The organism is Demequina sp. B12 (assembly GCF_028823635.1).
GTDB lineage: Bacteria > Actinomycetota > Actinomycetes > Actinomycetales > Demequinaceae > Demequina.
In genome coordinates, this window is record NZ_JAPEHU010000002.1 from 81,245 (window position 1) to 100,264 (window position 19,020).

Below are 19,020 nucleotides of genomic sequence, written 5' to 3' on the forward strand. Positions count from 1 at the left end.
GGGTGTTGACGCCAGGGACGGAGACACCGCCACCCGGTTTGAGCAAGGAGCATGACATGACGGACGAGCAGCAGACCCCGATGCAGAGGATGATGGGCGACTTCGCGCCCACGTTCGTGGAGCTCACGGACGACGTCCTGTTCGGGAAGGTCTGGTCCCGCACCGAGGAGCTGTCGCCGCGCGACCGCAGCCTCATCACGGTCACCAGCCTCGTCACCGCAGGCAACACCGAGCAGCTGCACGCACACATTCCCATGGGCCTCGCCAACGGTCTCACCGAGGACGAGATCAAGGAGGCGATCACCCACGTCGCGTTCTATGCCGGATGGCCGCGGGCCGTGTCCGCGCTCACCGTCGCCCAGCAGATCTTCGCCAGGTAAGGAGCACCACCATGAGCATGAGCTTCCTCCAGGTCCCTGGATCCATGAAGAACCCGCCCGAGCAGTTCGCGGGCGACGTGTGGGTCGACATGGTCGCCTACCCGATGGGCGACCAGCAGCGCTCGGTGGTCGCGAAGGTCCGCTTCGCGCCCGGCGCCCGCACCGCCTGGCACTCGCACGCGCGCGGGCAGTACTGCCACGTGACCGAGGGCGTCGCCTACTTCGGCGACCGCGACGGCAACATCGTCGAGGTTCGCCCTGGCCAGACCATCTTCACGCCCCCGGGCGAAGACCACTGGCACGCCGCGGCCGAGGACTCCTTCATGGAGCACCTCGCGATCCTCGAGAACGGCGAGGACCCGGCCACCACCACGGTCTGGAAGGAGCACGTCAGCGACGCCGAACTGGGCCGCTGACGTTCGCCACGTATCGGACCCGCACCATCGCACGGATGCGGGACGTTGATCTCGTGCGGTCTTCACCGCTTCACCGACCCCAGCCTGTGACCGCATCGGCTCACCAGGCCCACCAGACTCGACAAGGAGACACCATGACTGACTGGAACCAGGACGTTCTCGCGGACATCGCCGCGACGGACGACCTTCACATCTCGCCGTTCCGCGAGGACGGCACCACCTACGGCACGCCCACCTGGATCTGGTCCGTGGTGGTCGACGGCAACCTCTACGTGCGCGCCTACAACGGCGTGCGCTCGCGCTGGCACCAGTCGGCGATGGCGCAGGGCGCCGGACGCATTCGCGCCGGCGGCCACACGGTGGAGGTCACCTTCACTCCGGCCGATGCGTCCCTCACCGGGGCGATCGACGCCGCCTACCGCGCCAAGTACGCGGACAGCCAGTACCTGCCGCCCATGGTGTCCGAGAGGACACAGGCGGCCACTGTGCGCATCGACCCGCGCGACTGAGTCATGCGCGCGCCTGGTCCCACCACTGCAGCACGCGCAGGGCGCGCAGTGTGATGACGCGGCTGGGCTCGCCCACCGGCTCGAGATCCACGTGGGTGCGGCCGCGCGGGACCCGCTCGAGAGGCCAGCGGCCATCGGGCAGGCGCTTGGAGCGGATCACCTCGATGGCCTCGGCGGCACGGGGGTCCGGCGCGCGGTCCGCATCACGCAGGTAGTCCAGCGCGCGGAGGACGTCGTAGTGCCACTGCGGCGGGTAGGACAGCTCGAGGTACGCCGGATCGATGACCTCACCGGTGGAGCGCCGCCGGAAGAGGCTCCGTGAGAGCAGGTACTCCTCGCCGGCGCGCATCGCCTCGTCGATGAGTGCCGGGGCTTCCGCGGCATCGCGATACGCCGAGAGTCCCTCGAGCACGTTGATGGTGGTGTCGAAGCTCGATACCGTCGCGCCGCGCTCGACCTCGCAGTTCCAGCCGCCGTCGGGAAGCTGCTCGGACAGCAGGCGCTCGACGATGGGTCCGGCGTCGCGCCCCGCCCACACGCACAGCGCCAGCACGCGGCCGTTGATGCACGGCTCGACCTCCCCGCGGAAGAAGGGCTGGCCGCCCTCTTCCCACACCACCCACGCTTCCACGGCGTCGAGGGCCGATGCGAGGGCGGGGTCCGTGGGCACGGCACCCAGGTCTCTCAGCAGCATCAGGACGGGGAAGCTGGCGGTCCATGGCTGGCCCTCGCGCTGCCAGTCCTCGGGCGTGAAGCCTTCGGGCCAGAAGGCCGCGCGCGCCCAGCCACCGTCCGGATCGCGCGCGGCCATCAGCGCCGCGCCCCAACCCTCGTGGACCACCTTCGCGCGCTCCACGGCGACGTCCTCCGCGGGGGCGTTCAGCAGGTCGCGCATCACCTGCCAGCGCACGGCGGGGTCGCCGGCGATCAGCCAATCCTCGACAGCGCGCTCCATGAGACGAGCGTAGGCCCGCCGCCTCGCGTCAGCGCGACCGCGCGTCGCGGCGCGAACGCGCGTCCTCCCACGCGTCCGCGGTCTCGCTCGACATCACCGTCAGCACCCGCTCGAGCGGCCCCGGCCCCACCCAGTATTTCCAGGCGCTCGCGAACGCGATCGAGCCGAGCCACAGCGCGACCAGCGCGGAGTTGACCGGCTCGCGCACCGTCCAGTCGCCCACGATGGTGATGACCAGCACCTGCAGGGTGTAGAGCGTGAGCGCCATCGCGCCCGTCGCCTGGAGGGGCCAGGTGAGCCGCGGTGCGAGCCGCGCCACTGCGAGGCACATCGCGATCACCGCCAGCGACGCCCCGATGTTGCGCCCGGCCTCGACCGGGGTGAACGAGTGGTCCTGCGAGGACAGCCACTCCGGGTTCTCGCCCCACGCGTCGCGCAGCATCACGGCAGCGACGCTCGTCGCCGTGAGGATCACGACCCCCAGTCCGCCGAGCCACGCAGTGGCGACCCGCGACCTCAGGTCCGCTCGGCCCACCACGAGCCCTGCGAGGATGTAGGTCATCCACGTCGCGGCCGGATAGCTGCCGTCCCACAGCGTGTCCATCAGCGGCAGATCGCTGATGCCCGCATTGGCAGCCCAGCCGTCCAGCGTGCGCGTGATCCAGCCGCCCGTCAGCGCGAGCACCACGGCGAGAGAGACGAGCCACCGCGTGCGCCATCGGAGCACCGGCAGCGCGAGCAGGAACATCAGCCCCAGGTGGTGCAGGATGATCGCGATCGGCGCCTCGAAGAGTTCGAGGAAGAGGCCGAGCATGATGAGCAGCCCGCCGCGGACGGCGATCCGGACGCGAGTCCGTCCGAGCGTCAGATCATCGACGTCGACGGCCGCCACCGCGCCCCGACGCGTCAGCATCAGCGTCATCGACACCCCTGCGAGCACCGCGAACAGCGCTGAGGGGAAGCCGTGCGACGCGAGCAGCCACGGCCAGGCGCCTGCGGTGGGCCCGTGCACACCGTCGTTGCCCAGGTGCGCCGCGAACATGCCCAGCACTGCCACGGCGCGCGCGACGTCCAGTCCGTCGATGCGCGTCGAACTGGCGACAGCGCTCATACCGCGCACTGGCCCAGCGCCTCCTCGCCCCACGCGTAGTGGTCTCCTAGGCACTCGTGCGCGACCCTGCCCAGAGATGGGCCACCGGTCCACGGGCGCGCCTGCGGATCGAACAGCCGGTCGTCGTCGAGAGCGCGCACAGCCTCCACCATGCGCCCGTGAGAAGCGACCAGGAGCTCGCGCAGCTCGGCATACGTGCGATGCGAGTGCTGGGCGAGAATTGCCGCGTTCAGTTCCGCGAGTCGCTCCCAGGTGTGGCCCGGAGGGGGCGCCCCGGGCTCAGCCCCCGCTGCCTCGTCGTCGATCCAGCCGAGGAACAGCAGGTGCCAGCCGTGCAGATGTGCCAGCACGTCCGCAACCCTGTCGCCCGCGAAGTCGGGCGCGACCGCATGGTCCGGCAGTGCGTCGGCGTGTCGTAGCAATGCTGCCAAGCGAGCGTCGCCGTCCGCGATCACCGCATCGGCGCTGCTGGGGCCCGTCTCCATGCTTCGCATCGTACGGCGGCCGCCCCCGGCGGCGACAGCACTGCCCGGCCACTACGCTGGAGCCCATGCGTATCGCCAGATTCACGACGGGCGACGAGCCGCGCTACGCGGTCGTCGACGGAGAGCCAGGGAACGAGGAGCTGGTGGTCCTCACCGGCGACCCGATGTACACGCCGGGGGAGGTGACGGACGAGCGCATCAAGCTCACCGACGATGTGCGGCTGCTCGCGCCGGTGATCCCTCGCTCGAAGGCCATCTGCCTGGGCAAGAATTACGAGGCCCACGCCAAGGAGATCCCGCACCGCGGGCCGGCCTCCGAGGTGCCCATCATCTTCCTCAAGCCCAACACTGCGGTGATCGGGCCGGACGACCCGATCGTGCTGCCCTCGTACTCCGACGACGTGCAGCTCGAGGCGGAGCTCGCCGTGGTGATCGGTCGCCTGTGCAAGGACGTCGCACCCGAGCACGCCGAGCAGTACATCTACGGCTACACCTGCGCGAACGACGTCACCGCGCGTGACCTGCAGCGCGCCGAGGATCAGTGGTTTCGCGCCAAGGCCTTCGATACGTCGCTGCCGCTGGGCCCATGGATCGAGACGGACCTCGACACGGACGACGCTGTGATCAGCTCGCGTATCAACGGCGAGCTCACCCAGAACGGCAACACCAAGGACATGATCCGTGACGTCGCGCACGCGGTGTCCATGGCCTCCGAGGTGACCACGCTGCTTCCAGGCGACGTCATCCTCACCGGCACGCCGTCCGGGGTGACCAAGCTCAACCACGCTGACATCGTGGAGATCGAGATCGAAGGGCTGGGTGTGCTGCGCAACCCGGTGATCCGCCGATGACCGCCGCCGTCGAGAGCGCCGCTGTGGACGGCGCCACGAGCGAGGTCCGCGTCCGGTTCTGCCCGTCGCCCACGGGCACGCCGCACGTGGGTCTGATCCGCACCGCGCTGTTCAACTGGGCGCACGCCCGTCACCACGGCGGGACCTTCGTGTTCCGCATCGAGGACACGGACGCGGAGCGCGATTCGCAGGAGTCCTACGAGCAGCTGCTCGACGCGCTGCGCTGGCTGGGACTCGACTGGGACGAGGGCCCCGAGGTGGGCGGTCCCTACGCGCCGTACCGCCAGTCCGAGCGCCACGAGCTTCACATGGACGTCGCACGCCGCCTGCTCGAGGGCGGCTACGCCTACGAGTCCTTCTCGACGCCCGAGGAGGTGGAGGCGCGCCACCGCGAGGCCGGCCGCGACCCCAAGCGCGGCTACGACGGGTTCGACCGCGACCTCACGGAGGACCAGAAGGCCGCCTACCGTGCCGAAGGCCGCCAGCCGGTCATCCGCGTGCGCATGCCGGACGAGGACATCACGTTCACCGACCTCATCCGCGGAGAGGTGACGTTCCCGGCCGGCTCGATCCCGGACTTCGTGATCGTGCGTGGCAACGGCGTGCCGCTGTACACGCTGGTCAACCCGGTCGACGACGCGCTGATGCGCATCACCCACGTCATGCGCGGCGAGGACCTGCTGTCATCGACGCCGCGCCAGATCGCGCTGTATCGAGCGATGGTCGACCTGGGGATCGCCGAGCAGGTGCCGCAGTTCGCGCACATGCCGATGGTCACGGGCGAGGGCAACAAGAAGCTGTCCAAGCGTGCGCCGGAGTCGAACCTGTTCCTGCACCGCGACCGCGGCTTCATCCGCGAGGGGCTGCTCAACTACCTGTCGCTGCTGGGCTGGTCGATCGGTCCCGACCGGGACGTGTTCACGCCGGACGAGCTGGTGGCGGCCTTCGACATCTCGGACGTCACGCCCACGCCGGCGCGCTTCGACCTCAAGAAGGCCGAGGCCATCAACGCGGACCACATTCGCCTGCTGCCCGTGGGCGAGTTCGTGGCGCGAACCGTGCCCTACCTGTACGAGGCCGGCTTCCTGTCCTCCGGTGACACTCGCGAGCTGGAGCCGCACGAAGAGCAGACCCTCGCCGAGGCCGCACCCCTGGTCCAGACCCGCATTCAGTTGCTCGGAGAAGCGCCCGCCATGCTGGGCTTCTTCTTCATCGACGATGCTGCCGTCACCTACGACGAGAAGGCGCTCGCGAAGCTGCCGGACAACGCGGTCGAGGTACTTGACGCCGCGATCCGGGTGCTGAGCGGCTTGGACGACTTTGGGCCGGAGGCTCAGCAGGAAGCACTCAAGGCAGTCCTGGTCGAAGAGATGGGGATTAAGCCCCGCTTTGCCTTTGGGCCGTTGCGAGTCGCGGTGACCGGCCGCCAGATCTCGCCGCCGCTGTTCGAGTCCATGGAGATCCTGGGCCGCGAACACTCGCTCAACCGCTTGCAGCGTCTGCGCGACTCACTCGCCAACTAGACGCGGCACACCATCATGACGGCGGAGCGTCACGAGCCAGACCTGGGAATGTGGGCCAAACCCACTCTGCCCGGCAAGGCTGTGACGCTCCGTCCGTATGTGCCGCGTGCCGTCACTGACACCACCGGCGACCCTGCGGACGCCGATGCGGTGTGGGAGATGGTCAACGATGCCGAGGGCAACGACCTCACGGCCACTCGGACCACCTTTGCGCGTGAACAGATCGAGCAGTGGGTCGACACCCGTGCGACTGCACCCGACCGGTTGGACCTGGTGGTCGTGGAGAAGGCCACGGGAGACTTCGCGGGCGAGGTAGTGCTCAACGAGTACGACGTGGACCGTCGAAGCGCCAACTTTCGCATCGCGTTGCGCGGTCCCCGCTGGTACGGCCGTGGACTGGGGACGGAAGCCGCTCAAGTGCTGCTCACACACGCGTTCACTGACCTGCAGCTCAACCAGGTGACGCTCGACGTGTTGGAGCGGAACACGCGGGCGCGAGCGTCCTACGCCACGTTGGGCTTTACCGAAACGGACCGCTACGAAGAAGACGGCGAGTCCTGGATCACGATGGCGTTGGCCCGCCGCTGACCGCTCCGGAAGGTGACTTCTATGGCCATTGAGGCCGTGCTGCTTGATATAGACGACACGCTCGTGGACACCCGTGGCGCGTTCCGCCACGCGCTGTTGCGGGTCGCAGACGAGTACCTGGATGCGGGGGCAGACCCCGAAGAGGTGCTGGCGCATTGGCGCGAAGATCGCAGCGGCTGGTACCGCGCGCACACCCGCGGCGAAATGACGCACCGGGAGCAGCGCAAACGCCGCGCGATCGAACTCCACGCGGCGTTTGGTGGGCCGCACCTCGACGATGAGGCGTACGACATCTGGGATGCGGGATTCGAGCGCCACTTCCGTGAGGGCTGGCACGCGTTCGAGGACTCCGCAGCGCTGCTGGACGAACTCGACGCCAGGGGGATCCCGTACGGGGCGGTCTCCAATGCGGACTTCAACTATCAGGTGCTCAAACTTGCGGCGTGTGGCCTACAACGAGTGCCGATGCTCGTGGGGGTGGACACCTTTGGCGTGGGCAAGCCCGATGCGCGGGTTTTTGTGGAGGGTTGCCGGCTGTTGGCGGTGGAGCCGGCAGTGACGGCGTATGTGGGGGACGAGCCTGATCTCGATGCCGGTGGTGCCCACGCTGCTGGATTGCATGGGGTGTGGCTGGACCGTCCTGGAACGCGACGTGCAGGCCACGGTGAGGCGCCTGCGGGGACCGTCCGCATCAGTGGCTTGTTGGGGTTGCTCGATCACCTGTAGCCGTCTCGCGGTGGCTCGCGACATGCCCTAGCGGTGGCGGCGGAGCGGACGTAGCCTGGAAAGGCTGAGGATCCCGCGCCCGGAGGCGGTGATGGCTGAGGAGTATGTGCCGGTGGAACCGCCGCGGCCTGAACGCGGACGGCACAGACGGCAACGCCCGCAGGCGCAGCCTCCAGACAGTAACGGCGAAGGTGCGGGACGCGATCCGTCGGGTGAACCGCCGCGTGGCCGCGCCAAGGCACGTGTACTGGCGCTGGGGGCGTGTGTAGCGCTTGCGCTCGCGGTGGGAGTGGTCCTGGCGGGCGCGGACGACGATGAGCCCATACCGGAGCACACGAACGCAGTGACGGCGGCCGATGCGCGTGCCGTGACAGCGGTGGCGTATGCGGAGTTCCAGGGCAGGCTCGCGGCCGCACGGTGTTCGGCAGACGAGGGTTTCCCATACGAGCCGCGGATTGTGGACCAGGAAGAGTCGCTGGCACGCGTGGCGAACTTTCTGGGGCTGACCCCCATGCCGATGAGCCGAGCCAACCCGGTGCCCATGCTGCGTCAGCCTGACCTGTACCTGTCCACGTACGGAACGGTGGACGAAACAGTCCCGGGCACGAAGAACTGCCCGGTGTCGGTGCGCATCATCGACACCGGGAATGAGGCGTTGGTAGGTGACTTGGTGGCGCAAGCACGTCAGGACCGGCACTTTCGGGCCACCGTGGCAGAGCAGGTGTGGGTCCGCGGTCATCCCGCGGAAGTGACGCATCTAATGGCGCTGCTGCGGGTCGACAGGCAGCAGCCTTCCGTGACGCGGCCCGACAGCTTCAACTACTGGGCGGGCGCATTGGAAGTGGTGGAGTCGGCGCTCTACGCACAGGAGCCGTGGGTGCCGGTGGCGACTACCCGTGCCGATGACTTCGCACAGTCCACGGGAGTGCTGGCCAATGGGCGTGCGGTGGCGTTGCGGGTGGGTGAACCCGAGGAAGTGATGGGCGTGGGCTCCTACCTCACCAGGGTCGATGTGATTGCGTGTGGCCCGTTGTCGATCTCTGCGGGAGTGCGAATGCCGTGGGGGTCGGCGAGTGACCTGGCTACCGTGATGGACGGGCTTGCGCCGGCCTGCAACGCTCTCATTGGGGCGGACTACGTGACGGCGGAAACCTTGGCAGAGGTTTACTGGGACTGACAAGGCGGTGCCCGGGACCTCGTTTTGGAAGATTGGGCACTTGCGGGGTAGAGTTATGCGCCGGTCGGGGATACCCCACGACCGCACTGGCCTATGGTGTAATTGGCAGCACGAAGGTTTCTGGTTCCTTTAGTCTTGGTTCGAGTCCAGGTAGGCCAGCCAGTGAAGAAGACCCGCTGCGGCGGGTCTTTTTTCTTGCCCGGACGGCGCGCTGGTCCCCGCGGCGGCGTGAGTCGCGCGTTCTCAACTTCAGGATTGCGCGTTGCCGCATCGGAGTTGTATAACAGTGTTTGGAAACGGCGTTAGGAAACTCTGCAAGCGCAGATCGCGCCCCACCAACACGGGAGGACAACGATGAAGATTCGGATAGGACTGGTGGCGGGGCTCGCCGCCGTGGGAGTGGCCTTGACCGCCTGCTCGGCCGACGGCGACAACGCCAGCGACGGGGGAGCGGACACCGAGGCAACCGTAGAAGCCGCCACTGTGACCGACGCGCCCCTGGATGAGCAGCTGGAGCAGGCCATCGGCGACGGCAACACCGCTCTCGTTGACGCGCTTATCGAAGGCGGCGTTGACCCTGAGGCCGACTTTGGGCTGGGGTTCACGCCCCTGCGCATGGCTATCACAGGCGACCACACCGAGATCGTGGAGGCGCTCATCGCTGCAGGTGCGGACGCTGCTGCGACCGACGCGATCGGCTACAACTCGCTGCACACGGCGGGCCTCAACCAGGCCAGCGCAGAGACCACCCAACTCCTGCTTGACGCAGGTGCAGACCCCGAACAGTTCGACGAAAGCATCTACAACGCTTCGCCCCTGCACCTCGCCGCACGCAATGACTCCGTCGACGCGTTGCAGGCCATGGTGGACTCCGGCGCTGACCCGGACCTGGTCAACCCCATGTACGGCGCCAACCCGCTGTTCTTTGCGGCCGAGTCTGACCAGGTTGCCGCGGCCCAGTACTTGATCGACATTGGCGCGGACTACAACCACACGGACCTCGAAGGTCAGACCCTTCTGGGTGAGGCCTACGAGTTCGACGCCACAGGCGTCATCGCGCTCCTGGAAGAGCTGGGCGCGGAACGCGTCGACTAAGCGTCGCACCCTACTCGCGTGGCGCGATGGTGGCCACGCGCACAAGGGCCGATGCGCTCCTCACCGGAGGAGCGCATCGGCCCTTGGCTGTGGGGAACAGTGACGACGAGTTCGTTAGGAGACCGGCTCCAACGTCACCGCGTTGCCGTCCCAACTCGCCGCGAGATGATCGCCCTCGGCGATGCGACCGTCAACGATCTCCTTGGCGAGCACGTTGAGTACACGCGTTTGGATGAGTCGCTTCAGCGGCCGGGCACCAAAGGCAGGATCGAACCCGTCCGTGGCCAGCGACGACCTCAGAGCCTGGTCCACCGTGACAGTGACGCCTTTCTGCTGAGCGATGCGAGCCAAGGTCTTCGCCAACTCGGTGTCCACGATTCCTTCCATGGCCTCCGGGTCGATCCGGTCAAAGATCACCACATCGTCCAACCGGTTGAGGAACTCTGGCCGGAAGGCGCTCTTCAGCACCGACTGCAACTGAGCTTCCAGTTCACCCCGGTCCACGCCGTCCCACGCCAGCACCTTGTCCGAACCCAAGTTGCTGGTCATGATCAGGATCGTGTTCGTGAAGTTCACGGTCCGGCCACGCCCATCCGTGAGGCGGCCGTCGTCGAGCACCTGCAACAGCACGTTCCACACATCCGGGTGGGCCTTCTCCACCTCGTCAAACAGGACGATGCTGTAGGGGCGCCGGCGCACGGCCTCCGTCAGTTGACCGCCCTGTTCGTAGCCCACATAGCCGGGAGGGGAACCGATCAGGCGTGCCACCGCGTGACTCTCCATGTACTCGGACATGTCGATGCGGATCATGGCGCGCTCGTCGTCGAACAACTGCTCGGCAAGCGCACGCGCTAGTTCCGTTTTGCCCACGCCTGTGGGTCCAAGGAACAAGAACGAACCGATGGGACGGTGCTCGTCTGCGATGCCGGCACGCGCACGGCGAATCGCATCCGCCACGCTCGTGATGGCGGTGTCCTGGCCCACCACCCGCGCATGCAGGCGGTCCTCCAAGTGGCCCAACTTGGCCGACTCGTCGGTCAGCAGCTTCTCCACCGGAACGCCTGTCCACTTCGCGACCACTGCCGCAATGTCCTCGCCCGTCACCTCCTCACGGAGCATGCGTTCGGCAGGGTCAATGCTGTCCAACTGAGCCCGGGCATCGGCCATCTCCTTTTCTGCAGCCGGAATCTCGCCATAACGAATGCGACCTGCGGCTTCGAGTTCTCCCAAACGCTCGGCGCGTTCCAGTTCACCGCGCAGACCTTCCAGCCGTTCGGTGGCGCTGGAGACCCGCACAATGAGGTCCTTCTCGCGTGCCCAGCGCATGTTGAGCTCCTCGGATTCCGAACGCAGGCGCCCAATCTCCGCATCGATCTCATCGCGCCGTGCTCGGGCGGCGTCGGCCTTGTCCTTGGCGACCTGAGTGCGCTCAATCTCCAGTTGCATGATGCGACGGCGTGCGCGGTCCAGTTCGATGGGCATCGAGTCCAACTGCATCTTCAACGCGGACGTGGCCTCGTCGATCAGGTCCACGGCTTTGTCTGGCAGGAAGCGGTCGGAGATGTAGCGGTCGGACAGGCGTGCCGAGGACACAATCGCTTCGTCGGTGATCTTCACGCCGTGGTGGACCTCGTACTTCTCTTGCAAGCCGCGCAGGATCGCAACTGTGTCTTCAATGCTGGGTTCGCCCACGTACACGGGCTGGAAGCGGCGCTCCAGGGCGGAGTCTGTCTCGATGTGTTCGCGGTACTCGTTGAGGGTGGTCGCGCCAATCATGCGCAGCTTGCCGCGCGCGAGCATGGGCTTGAGGATGTTTCCCGCATCGACGCTGCCGTCGGCCTTGCCTGCGCCCACGATGGTGTGGAGTTCGTCCACAAACAGAATGATGCGGCCCTCGGCCTGCTCGACCTCGGTAAGGATGGCCTTGAGGCGCTCCTCGAACTGGCCGCGGAACGCTGCGCCAGCAACAACGGAACTCATCGCGATCTCGATTACCCGGCGGTCCTTCAGGGAAGCGGGAACGTCGCCAGCAACGATGCGCTGGGCAAGGCCCTCGACGATCGCGGTCTTGCCCACGCCGGGTTCGCCAATGAGGACCGCATTGTTCTTAGTGCGCCGGGTCAGCACTTGCATGACGCGGCGAATCTCCTCATCACGACCGATGACAGGGTCCAGTGAGCCTGCCTCGGCGAGCGCGGTGAAGTCTTGTCCGAACTGTTCCAGTGCGGATTGCTGCTCCTGAGTGTCAGGGGCCTGCGGGGTGGCAGTCATGGTGTCCTCCTATCGGTCACATTGGTGTGAGCCACATGCGACCCAACTTGAGTCGCCTACACTCAACTTTACATAACGACCTGCTGGGGCGCAAGGAATCGCCGCCGACGAGCCAAGACGGGCAGCAGTAGTGCGATACCCGCCATCAGCGCCGCCGCACCAAAGCACACCAGCATCACCGTGGGGGAGCCGATGCGGATACCGCCTACGTGAACCAGCGTCGCCATGATCGCGGTGAGCAGTGCCGTCGCCAGCGCCTGGCCCACGTTTCGCGACAGGGTCAGTGCACCGCTACCCGCGCCTCGGTCCTCGCCAGCAGCCTGCATCGCAAGCGCGGTATTAGAGGCCATGAAAGCCTGGAAGCCAGGGGTGAGCAGGGTCATCGGCACCAGCAGGCCCCACCAGCTCCACACCGGCACGGCGACAGCGATCCCCGCGCAGCCCAGCGCCACCAGCGCAGTCCCCGCCATGCGCACCGGCCGGGCGCCCCACGAATCCACCAGCCGGCCCGCGAGCCACCCCGTCGCCACCCCAAGTGCCGGCCCCACCGCCATGATGGCGCCCGCTTCCATCGCTGACAGTTCCGCCCCGATCAGGAAGTAAGGCGGAACCACCAGCATCGCCATCATGGCGCCACACACCAGCGCATTCATCGCCAGCGTCACGCTGAAGCCCGGGGCGCCCATGAGGCCCCGTGGAATGACTGCCGCTCGGCCGCGGGCCTGGGCTGACGCATCGGCCCGCCACGCCCACACGCCCGTAGCCATGGCCACGCCGCCCAGGATCGCGACCGCGAGCCACGGCAAGGTCGCCACCGACGTGATCGCGGTGACCGCCGAGGCGATCGACAGGGCAAACAAGGACGCCGCCCGGGTGTCAAGCGGCTTGGAGCGGGGGCGAGCTCCATGTGCGGCCGGGCCTGGCGCCAGCCTCCATGCAATGCCAGCCGCACCGCACGCCACCACCGTCAACAGCACAAAGATCGCGCGCCAACTCCACACCTCCACCAGGAGGCCACCGAGCGACGGACCCGCCACCTGGGCCAGCGCGCTGGTCGACCCCAAGAGTCCCAAGACCTTGCCCGTCTTGCCCTCGGGGGCAATACGTTTGGCCACTGCGATCGCGAGCACCAGGGCCACGGCAGCGCCTGTGCCTTGAACGGCGCGCGCGGCGATCAAGAGCGGCAGGGACGTGGCGAACACGGCCCCCAGGCTCCCGGCGGCAAGCAGTGTCAGCCCGCCAGTGAGCACCCGTGAGTCGCCCCACATGTCGCCCAGGCGGCCCGCCACTAACGTTGCCGCCGTCATCGCCACCAGGTAGGAGGACACCACCCACGTGGTGCTGCTGGTGGTCACGGCCAGGTCCGCCGCAATGGCCGGCAGGGCGATGTTCGCCACGGCAATGCCGAGCGTTCCCGCGAGTATCGCGAGGGTCATCGCCAGGAGTGGGCTAAGCGTGCCGCGCGCAGCGGTCTGCCGGTGGACGGCGTCAACAGAGGTCATGTCACGATGCTGGGCGCGGCACAGTGCGATGCGCAATGAAACTTGCCAAAAGAGCAAACAGGGGATGTTCTAGACCCATGGCCGACCAGTTCCCCGTAACGGAATCCGTCATGAATGCCGTCCCCGAACGCCTACGACGGCTCAGGCAACGTCACAGTCTGACGCTCAAAGACGTGTCGGCGTCGACAGGAGTCTCCGTGAGCACGCTGTCCCGCCTCGAATCGGGGGCGCGCAAGCCATCCCTCGAACTCCTGGTGACATTGGCGCAGTCGTACCGCGTGCCACTCGATGAACTCGTGGGCATGCCACACGTGGGAGACCCTCGCGTGCGCCTACGCCCACGCCGCCGCAACGGCCGGATCGAAGTGCCGCTCCATCATCGCGAGAGCGACATCAACGTACTCAAAATTGTCATGCCGCCCCACGCGGGGGAAGCGGATAGGCGTACCCATCCCGGGTCGTCCTGGATCTATGTCGTCAACGGGCGCGTGCGCTTGCGCGTGGGCGACAACGAGTGGACCCTCCAGGCCGGAGAAGCAGCCGAGTTCGACACCACGATCCCGCACTGGTTCGGCGCTGACGGTGACCGCAGCGCAGAGATCCTCAGCATCTATGGTCCTGGCCACCGATGCTTCGGAGACCACGCCCGCCACGACACCCCAGCACAGGCCCTCGAGGCCTAACGCAGCACGCGCTCCATGCGGCTCAACATCCGGTAGACGAGCCCACGGTTGTGCAACTGGTTGACGGCACCTGCGATGGTGAGGTCCCGGTCCGGATCGTGGAAAAGCACCGCGCCACTCGCACCCGAATGGCCAATGAAGGGTGGCATGGGGCTGAACGGGGAGAACGCGCGCGGCATGCGGTACCGCATGATCCCCAGGCCGTACTCCAGCGGGAAGAACACCGGCCGCCATGTGTGCGTCGCGGCGGCAAGGTGGTCGGCAGAGAACAACTCGCCACCCAGGTAGCCCTTCATGAAACGCAGCTGATCTGTCGTGGTCGACACGATCGAGCCATCGGCCCCAAACGATGCCATGGCCCGCGGACGGTCAAAGATAGCGTCGCCGTCCTTGAACGGTGCGACGGTCGCGAACCTGTCGAGTGTGTCCGGGGAGAACACGTAGGTGTCGCGCAGGCCCAGGGGAGCGCCAATCCGGGCCTGGAAAGCCTGTGGGTACGGCTCGTCGTGACGCTCAATGATCAATTGAAGAAGCTGATAGTTGGTGTCCGAGTAGTGAGCACGCTTGGTGATCCCCGGTGGGTTGAGCGCTGGCCGCCCGCGCACTAGATCGATAGCCTCGCGCCGGTCCCAGCTGAGGTCTTGCTGGCGAATGCGGGTCAGCATGTTGTCGTTGCCCGCTGTCTTTGCTTCGAAGTAGTCAGTGATCCCCGAGGTGTGTGCCAGCAGGTGCGCGACGGTGACCGGGTTGTCGCCACGGTCGGTTGTCATGCCGGGAAGTCCGTCCACGTCCTCCGGTGGCAGTAGTGCCGCCACGGGCGCGTCGAGCGAGTACCGGCGTTCCTCAATGTGTTGGAAGACGATTGCCGCGGTGGCGAGCTTGGTGATGGAGGCAATGAAGTATTGCTCGCGCGCCCCGTCTTCCAAGTAGGACCATCGGAAGCCTGGCGCGCTGATCGCGAACCGCACTTCATTGGTCTGGCGATGCTGGGATGCACGTAAGGCGATGTCGGTGAGAGTGTCGGTAGCGGAGCGCGTCATGCCTTGATCATGGGTGGTGTGGCACCGGGGGCGCATCGGCCGTGAGGGTGAGACGCATCGGCCGCGAGGGCGATTAGCGAAATGCGCTCTCCATGCTGTAGAGTCTTATCTCGCGCCAGGCACCGTGACGGTGAATGGACAGCTAGGGGCCCCGTTGTGTAGCGGCCTAGCACGCCGCCCTCTCAAGGCGGTAGCGCGGGTTCGAATCCCGTCGGGGCTACGGACAAAACTCCTCACCGGTTACGGTGGGGAGTTTTTTCGTTCTCAGGCCCAGTCATGAGGCCGATGCGAGGGCTCGGACATCCTCCATGGTCGCCAAGCGTGCACGCCATTGTGTGACGAGTGCGGGCGGGGGAGTGCCGCACGCCGAATCCTTCGCGGGCCTGCGCGGCCGCCGGGCCGCAATCCAGTCGTAGATCCCGTTGCGAAGCCGCCGGGGAACTGCCCGTCCGCAGGTGCCCACAACGCGCCACGGCCAGGCCAGTCCGGCGAGCACCGTGAGGACGGCATCGGACCGTAGCGCTGCGCCCGCGGGTGTGGCGACCACCAGGGTGGAGTGGGCGATCTGGGCAGGCAGTCCCTTTGCCGCGAGCGTGGCCGTGCCAACGGAACCCGCCGAGCCTGCAATGAGAAAGCGTCCGTGGGGGTCGCGCCGGATCAGCCAGGCGACAAAGCCATTGCACAGGCCGCAGTCGCCGTCGAACACCACGATGGGCCGGGGTGCGGGTCCCCGCTGGTCGTGACTGGACTCGGCCACGTTAGTGCTCGGTGCGGCGTAGGACGTCGCTGAGTTGCCGGGCGGCGTCGGTCACGGCTGCGGCGTGTTCGCCTGCGGGGTGTGAGGTGAGCCGCTCGATGGGGCCGGAGATGGAGACGGCGGCGATGACGGTTCCCGCGGTTCCCCACACGGGCGCGGATACAGACGACACCCCGGATTCGCGTTCTCCCGCGCTTTCCGCGTAGCCGCGTTCGCGCACCCGTTCCAGATCGGATGCCGAGAACGCTGATCCTGCGAGTCCGGCATGCATGCGTTCCGGTTCGGCCCATGCCAGCAGGACTTGCGCCGCGGATCCTGCGTGCATGGTCATGGTGGTGCCCACAGGGATGGAGTCGCGTAGACCCACAGGCCGGTCGACGGCGGCGATGCAGATGCGTTGTTCCCCGTGAGGTCGGTAGAGCTGGCTGGATTCGCCGGTGCGGTCGCGCAAGGTGGTGAGCACTGGCATGGCGGCGGAGACCAGGCGGTCTTCGCCCACGGTGGCGGCCAGTTGTGCAAAGCGTGGTCCCAGGACAAACGCACCGTTGCTGTCGCGCCCCAGAAGGTGGTGGTGCTCCAGTGCTAAGGCGAGCCGATGCACGGTGGGGCGGGCGAGGTGGGTGGCGGTGACGAGCTCGGCCAGGGTGGCGGGGCCCTTCTCGAGGGCCCCCAGAATGGCCGCGGTCTTGTCTACTACGCCAACGCCGCTATGATTGTCCATAGAGCGATACTAGCGTCTCACATCGTGAGATGTGAACATCTGGAGGTAGAGAGGTAGATATGGGAACCACGCTCGCTGAAAAGCTGTGGGCCAGCCACCTGGTCCGTAAGGGAGAGGGCGGCGCGCCGGACCTCATCTACATTGACTTGCACATGTGCCACGAGGTCACCAGCCCGCAGGCATTCGAGGGCCTGCGCCTGGCCGGACGTCAGGTCCGCCGCCCGGACCTCACCATTGCGACTGAGGACCACAACACCCCCACGCTCGACATCGACAAGCCGATCGCGGACCTCACCAGCCGCACCCAGATCGACACCCTGCGCAACAACGCCAAGGAGTTCGGCATCCGCCTGCACTCGCTGGGCGACGCCGACCAGGGCGTCGTGCACGTCGTTGGCCCCCAGCTGGGACTGACGATGCCCGGCATGACCGTGGTCTGCGGCGACTCGCACACCTCCACGCACGGCGCGTTCGGCGCCCTGGCGTTCGGCATCGGCACCTCTGAGGTCGAGCACGTGCTCGCCACCCAGACCCTGCCCCTGAAGCCGTTCAAGACCATGGCGATCAACGTCAACGGTGAACTGCCGGAAGGCACCACGGCCAAGGACATCATCCTCGCCGTGATCGCGAAGATCGGCACCGGCGGCGGCCAGGGCTACGTCCTGGAGTACCGGGGCGATGCCATTAAGAGCCTGTCGATGGAAGCACGCATGACCGTGTGCAACATGTCCATCGAAGCCGGTGCCCGTGCAGGTCTGATCGCCCCCGACCAGACCACCTTCGACTACGTGCAGGGCCGCCCTCACGCACCCGAAGGCGCCGACTGGGACGAGGCCGTCGATTACTGGAAGACCCTCGTCACCGACGAAGACGCCGCCTTCGACACCGAGGTCAACCTCGAAGCCGCGGACCTGGAGCCCTTCGTCACCTGGGGCACCAACCCTGGTCAGGGTCTGCCGCTGAGCGCCAACGTTCCCAACCCGGACGAGATCGCCGACGCCGACCAGCGCGAAGCCGCAGAGAACGCCCTGAAGTACATGGGCCTCACTCCCGGACAGCCGCTGCGCTCACTCGAGATCGACACCGTGTTCTTGGGTTCGTGCACCAACGGTCGTATCGAGGACCTGCGCGCTGCTGCAGAAATCATCCAGGGCCGCACCAAGGCGCCGAACACCCGCTTCCTGGTGGTGCCGGGGTCCGCTCGAGTCCGCCTGCAGGCAGAAGCTGAAGGCCTCGACAAGGTCTTCATCGACTTTGGTGCGGAATGGCGTAACGCCGGCTGCTCCATGTGCCTGGGTATGAACCCCGACCAGTTGAAGCCGCAGGAGCGTAGCGCCTCGACCTCGAACCGTAACTTCGAAGGCCGTCAGGGCAAGGGTGGACGTACCCACCTGGTCAGCCCTCTCGTCGCTGCAGCCACGGCTGTGCGCGGCACCCTGTCCAGCCCCGCCGACCTGGCAGACGTCGACGTGCTCGTCGGCGCTGACGCGTAAGGAGCGCCGCCATGGAAAAGTTCACCACTCACACTGGCATCGGTGTTCCGCTGCGTCGTTCGAACGTCGACACCGACCAGATCATCCCCGCCGTCTACCTCAAGCGCGTCACCAAGACGGGCTTCGACGACGCCCTGTTCGCCGCCTGGCGCGGTGACGAGTCGTTCATCCTGAACCAGCCGGCATACAAGGCCGGCTCGGTTCTGGTGGCCGGCCCCGACTTCGGTACCGGATCTTCGCGTGAGCACGCAGTGTGGGCGCTGAAGGACTACGGCTTCCGCGTGGTCATCGCCAGCCGTTTCGCGGACATCTTCCGCGGCAACTCCGGCAAGCAGGGTCTGCTGGCCGCGGTCGTGGAGCAAAGCGACATCGAACTGCTGTGGAAGGCCCTCGAGGCCGAGCCCGGCAAGGAGATCACCGTCTCGCTCGAAGACCGCACCGTTACGTGCGGCGACATCACCGTGCCCTTCGAGATCGACGACTACGTCCGGTGGCGTCTCATGGAAGGTTTGGATGACATCGGTCTGACCCTTCAGAATGAAGAAGACATCACAGCCTTTGAGGCAACCCGCTCCGCATGGCGTCCCAAGACCCTTCCTGCCAAGACTGAACCCAAGCAGGAGGTCGTCGCTGCGCGTCCAGCGCAGTAACTCTTTGTAAGAACGGAGCTCATCACGAGCAACGACACCGCTCAGCGACGTCGCGTCGCCCGGCCGCTTCCGCACCGGGCCGCGGCG

General features: G+C 66.9%; 20 protein-coding genes and 2 tRNA genes. 14 read left to right on the plus strand and 8 right to left on the minus strand.

The window, feature by feature from the left end; genetic code table 11:
- Positions 1–56 precede the first annotated feature (56 nt).
- The 3 genes from ON058_RS04835 (at position 57) to ON058_RS04845 (ending at position 1,305) form a co-directional block, all read left to right on the plus strand.
- The gene (locus ON058_RS04835; RefSeq protein WP_274667907.1) at positions 57–380 is read left to right on the plus strand and encodes a carboxymuconolactone decarboxylase family protein; all 324 of its coding nucleotides are present in this window, start codon (positions 57–59) and stop codon (positions 378–380) included.
- Between the two features lie 17 nt (positions 381–397).
- On the plus strand, positions 398–796 hold the full coding sequence (locus ON058_RS04840; protein WP_274668405.1) for a cupin domain-containing protein: 399 nt from the start codon (positions 398–400) through the stop codon (positions 794–796).
- Positions 797–930: 134 nt separating this feature from the next.
- Positions 931–1,305: a DUF2255 family protein gene (locus tag ON058_RS04845; RefSeq protein ID WP_274667908.1), complete on the plus strand. Its 375-nt coding sequence runs from the start codon at positions 931–933 to the stop codon at positions 1,303–1,305.
- 1 nt (position 1,306) lies between these two features.
- On the opposite strand, the gene ON058_RS04850 is transcribed toward ON058_RS04845, so the two are convergent.
- Genes ON058_RS04850 through ON058_RS04860 form a run of 3 tightly spaced genes read right to left on the minus strand, consistent with a single transcriptional unit; the run spans position 1,307 to position 3,856 of the window.
- The gene (locus ON058_RS04850; protein ID WP_274667909.1) at positions 1,307–2,260 is read right to left on the minus strand and encodes a hypothetical protein; all 954 of its coding nucleotides are present in this window, start codon (positions 2,258–2,260) and stop codon (positions 1,307–1,309) included.
- 28 nt (positions 2,261–2,288) lie between these two features.
- Positions 2,289–3,371: a heparan-alpha-glucosaminide N-acetyltransferase domain-containing protein gene (locus ON058_RS04855; RefSeq protein ID WP_274667910.1), complete on the minus strand. Its 1,083-nt coding sequence runs from the start codon at positions 3,369–3,371 to the stop codon at positions 2,289–2,291.
- Positions 3,368–3,856 (minus strand): ClbS/DfsB family four-helix bundle protein, encoded by a 489-nt coding sequence (locus ON058_RS04860; protein WP_274667911.1) that lies wholly within the window; start codon positions 3,854–3,856, stop codon positions 3,368–3,370. The genes ON058_RS04855 and ON058_RS04860 overlap by 4 nt, the downstream gene beginning before the upstream one ends.
- Before the next feature lie 65 nt (positions 3,857–3,921).
- Here ON058_RS04860 and ON058_RS04865 point away from each other — a divergent pair, with 65 nt between their 5' ends.
- The 7 genes from ON058_RS04865 to ON058_RS04895 all read left to right on the plus strand — a co-directional run bounded on the left by ON058_RS04865 (position 3,922) and on the right by ON058_RS04895 (position 9,816).
- Positions 3,922–4,707 carry a fumarylacetoacetate hydrolase family protein gene (locus tag ON058_RS04865; protein WP_274667912.1) on the plus strand — a complete coding sequence of 262 codons (786 nt, stop codon included), beginning with the start codon at positions 3,922–3,924 and terminating at the stop codon, positions 4,705–4,707.
- Positions 4,704–6,230 (plus strand): glutamate--tRNA ligase, encoded by a 1,527-nt coding sequence (gltX, locus tag ON058_RS04870; protein WP_274667913.1) that lies wholly within the window; start codon positions 4,704–4,706, stop codon positions 6,228–6,230. Before ON058_RS04865 ends, gltX begins: the two co-directional genes overlap by 4 nt.
- 15 nt (positions 6,231–6,245) lie before the next feature.
- Entirely contained in the window at positions 6,246–6,818 is a 573-nt protein-coding gene (locus ON058_RS04875; RefSeq protein ID WP_274667914.1) for a GNAT family N-acetyltransferase, read from the plus strand.
- A gap of 21 nt (positions 6,819–6,839) precedes the next feature.
- Positions 6,840–7,544 carry an HAD family hydrolase gene (locus tag ON058_RS04880; protein ID WP_274667915.1) on the plus strand — a complete coding sequence of 235 codons (705 nt, stop codon included), beginning with the start codon at positions 6,840–6,842 and terminating at the stop codon, positions 7,542–7,544.
- 91 nt (positions 7,545–7,635) lie between these two features.
- On the plus strand, positions 7,636–8,721 hold the full coding sequence (locus ON058_RS04885) for a hypothetical protein (RefSeq protein WP_274667916.1): 1,086 nt from the start codon (positions 7,636–7,638) through the stop codon (positions 8,719–8,721).
- Between the two features lie 87 nt (positions 8,722–8,808).
- Positions 8,809–8,883 (plus strand) — tRNA-Gln (locus tag ON058_RS04890).
- A 192-nt stretch (positions 8,884–9,075) separates the two neighbouring features.
- Complete coding sequence (locus ON058_RS04895; protein ID WP_274667917.1) at positions 9,076–9,816, plus strand: ankyrin repeat domain-containing protein; 741 nt, start codon at positions 9,076–9,078, stop codon at positions 9,814–9,816.
- A gap of 114 nt (positions 9,817–9,930) precedes the next feature.
- Here the strand turns inward: ON058_RS04895 and ON058_RS04900 are convergent, their stop codons facing one another.
- Both ON058_RS04900 and ON058_RS04905 read right to left on the minus strand, forming a co-directional pair.
- Entirely contained in the window at positions 9,931–12,087 is a 2,157-nt protein-coding gene (locus tag ON058_RS04900) for an ATP-dependent Clp protease ATP-binding subunit (protein WP_274667918.1), read from the minus strand.
- A gap of 68 nt (positions 12,088–12,155) precedes the next feature.
- Positions 12,156–13,589 (minus strand): MFS transporter, encoded by a 1,434-nt coding sequence (locus ON058_RS04905; RefSeq protein WP_274667919.1) that lies wholly within the window; start codon positions 13,587–13,589, stop codon positions 12,156–12,158.
- Between the two features lie 77 nt (positions 13,590–13,666).
- Between ON058_RS04905 and ON058_RS04910 the strand changes: the two genes are divergently transcribed.
- Entirely contained in the window at positions 13,667–14,272 is a 606-nt protein-coding gene (locus ON058_RS04910; RefSeq protein WP_274667920.1) for a helix-turn-helix domain-containing protein, read from the plus strand.
- On the opposite strand, the gene ON058_RS04915 is transcribed toward ON058_RS04910, so the two are convergent.
- Positions 14,269–15,312, minus strand: coding sequence for a serine hydrolase (locus tag ON058_RS04915; RefSeq protein WP_274667921.1), 1,044 nt, complete (start codon positions 15,310–15,312; stop codon positions 14,269–14,271). The two genes, ON058_RS04910 and ON058_RS04915, sit on opposite strands and share 4 nt — an antisense overlap.
- Before the next feature lie 147 nt (positions 15,313–15,459).
- Between ON058_RS04915 and ON058_RS04920 the strand changes: the two genes are divergently transcribed.
- Positions 15,460–15,532, plus strand: a tRNA-Glu gene (locus ON058_RS04920).
- 54 nt (positions 15,533–15,586) lie between these two features.
- Here ON058_RS04920 and ON058_RS04925 read toward each other — a convergent pair.
- Both ON058_RS04925 and ON058_RS04930 read right to left on the minus strand, forming a co-directional pair.
- A complete protein-coding gene (locus ON058_RS04925) occupies positions 15,587–16,069 on the minus strand; it encodes a thiol-disulfide oxidoreductase DCC family protein (protein WP_274667922.1) in 483 nt (160 codons plus the stop codon).
- Position 16,070: 1 nt separating this feature from the next.
- Positions 16,071–16,790, minus strand: coding sequence for an IclR family transcriptional regulator (locus ON058_RS04930; protein ID WP_274667923.1), 720 nt, complete (start codon positions 16,788–16,790; stop codon positions 16,071–16,073).
- A 59-nt stretch (positions 16,791–16,849) separates the two neighbouring features.
- On the opposite strand from ON058_RS04930, the gene leuC reads away from it, so the two are divergent.
- Complete coding sequence (leuC, locus tag ON058_RS04935) at positions 16,850–18,283, plus strand: 3-isopropylmalate dehydratase large subunit (RefSeq protein WP_274667924.1); 1,434 nt, start codon at positions 16,850–16,852, stop codon at positions 18,281–18,283.
- A gap of 11 nt (positions 18,284–18,294) precedes the next feature.
- Complete coding sequence (gene leuD / locus ON058_RS04940) at positions 18,295–18,933, plus strand: 3-isopropylmalate dehydratase small subunit (RefSeq protein WP_274667925.1); 639 nt, start codon at positions 18,295–18,297, stop codon at positions 18,931–18,933.
- Positions 18,934–19,020: the final 87 nt, after the last annotated feature.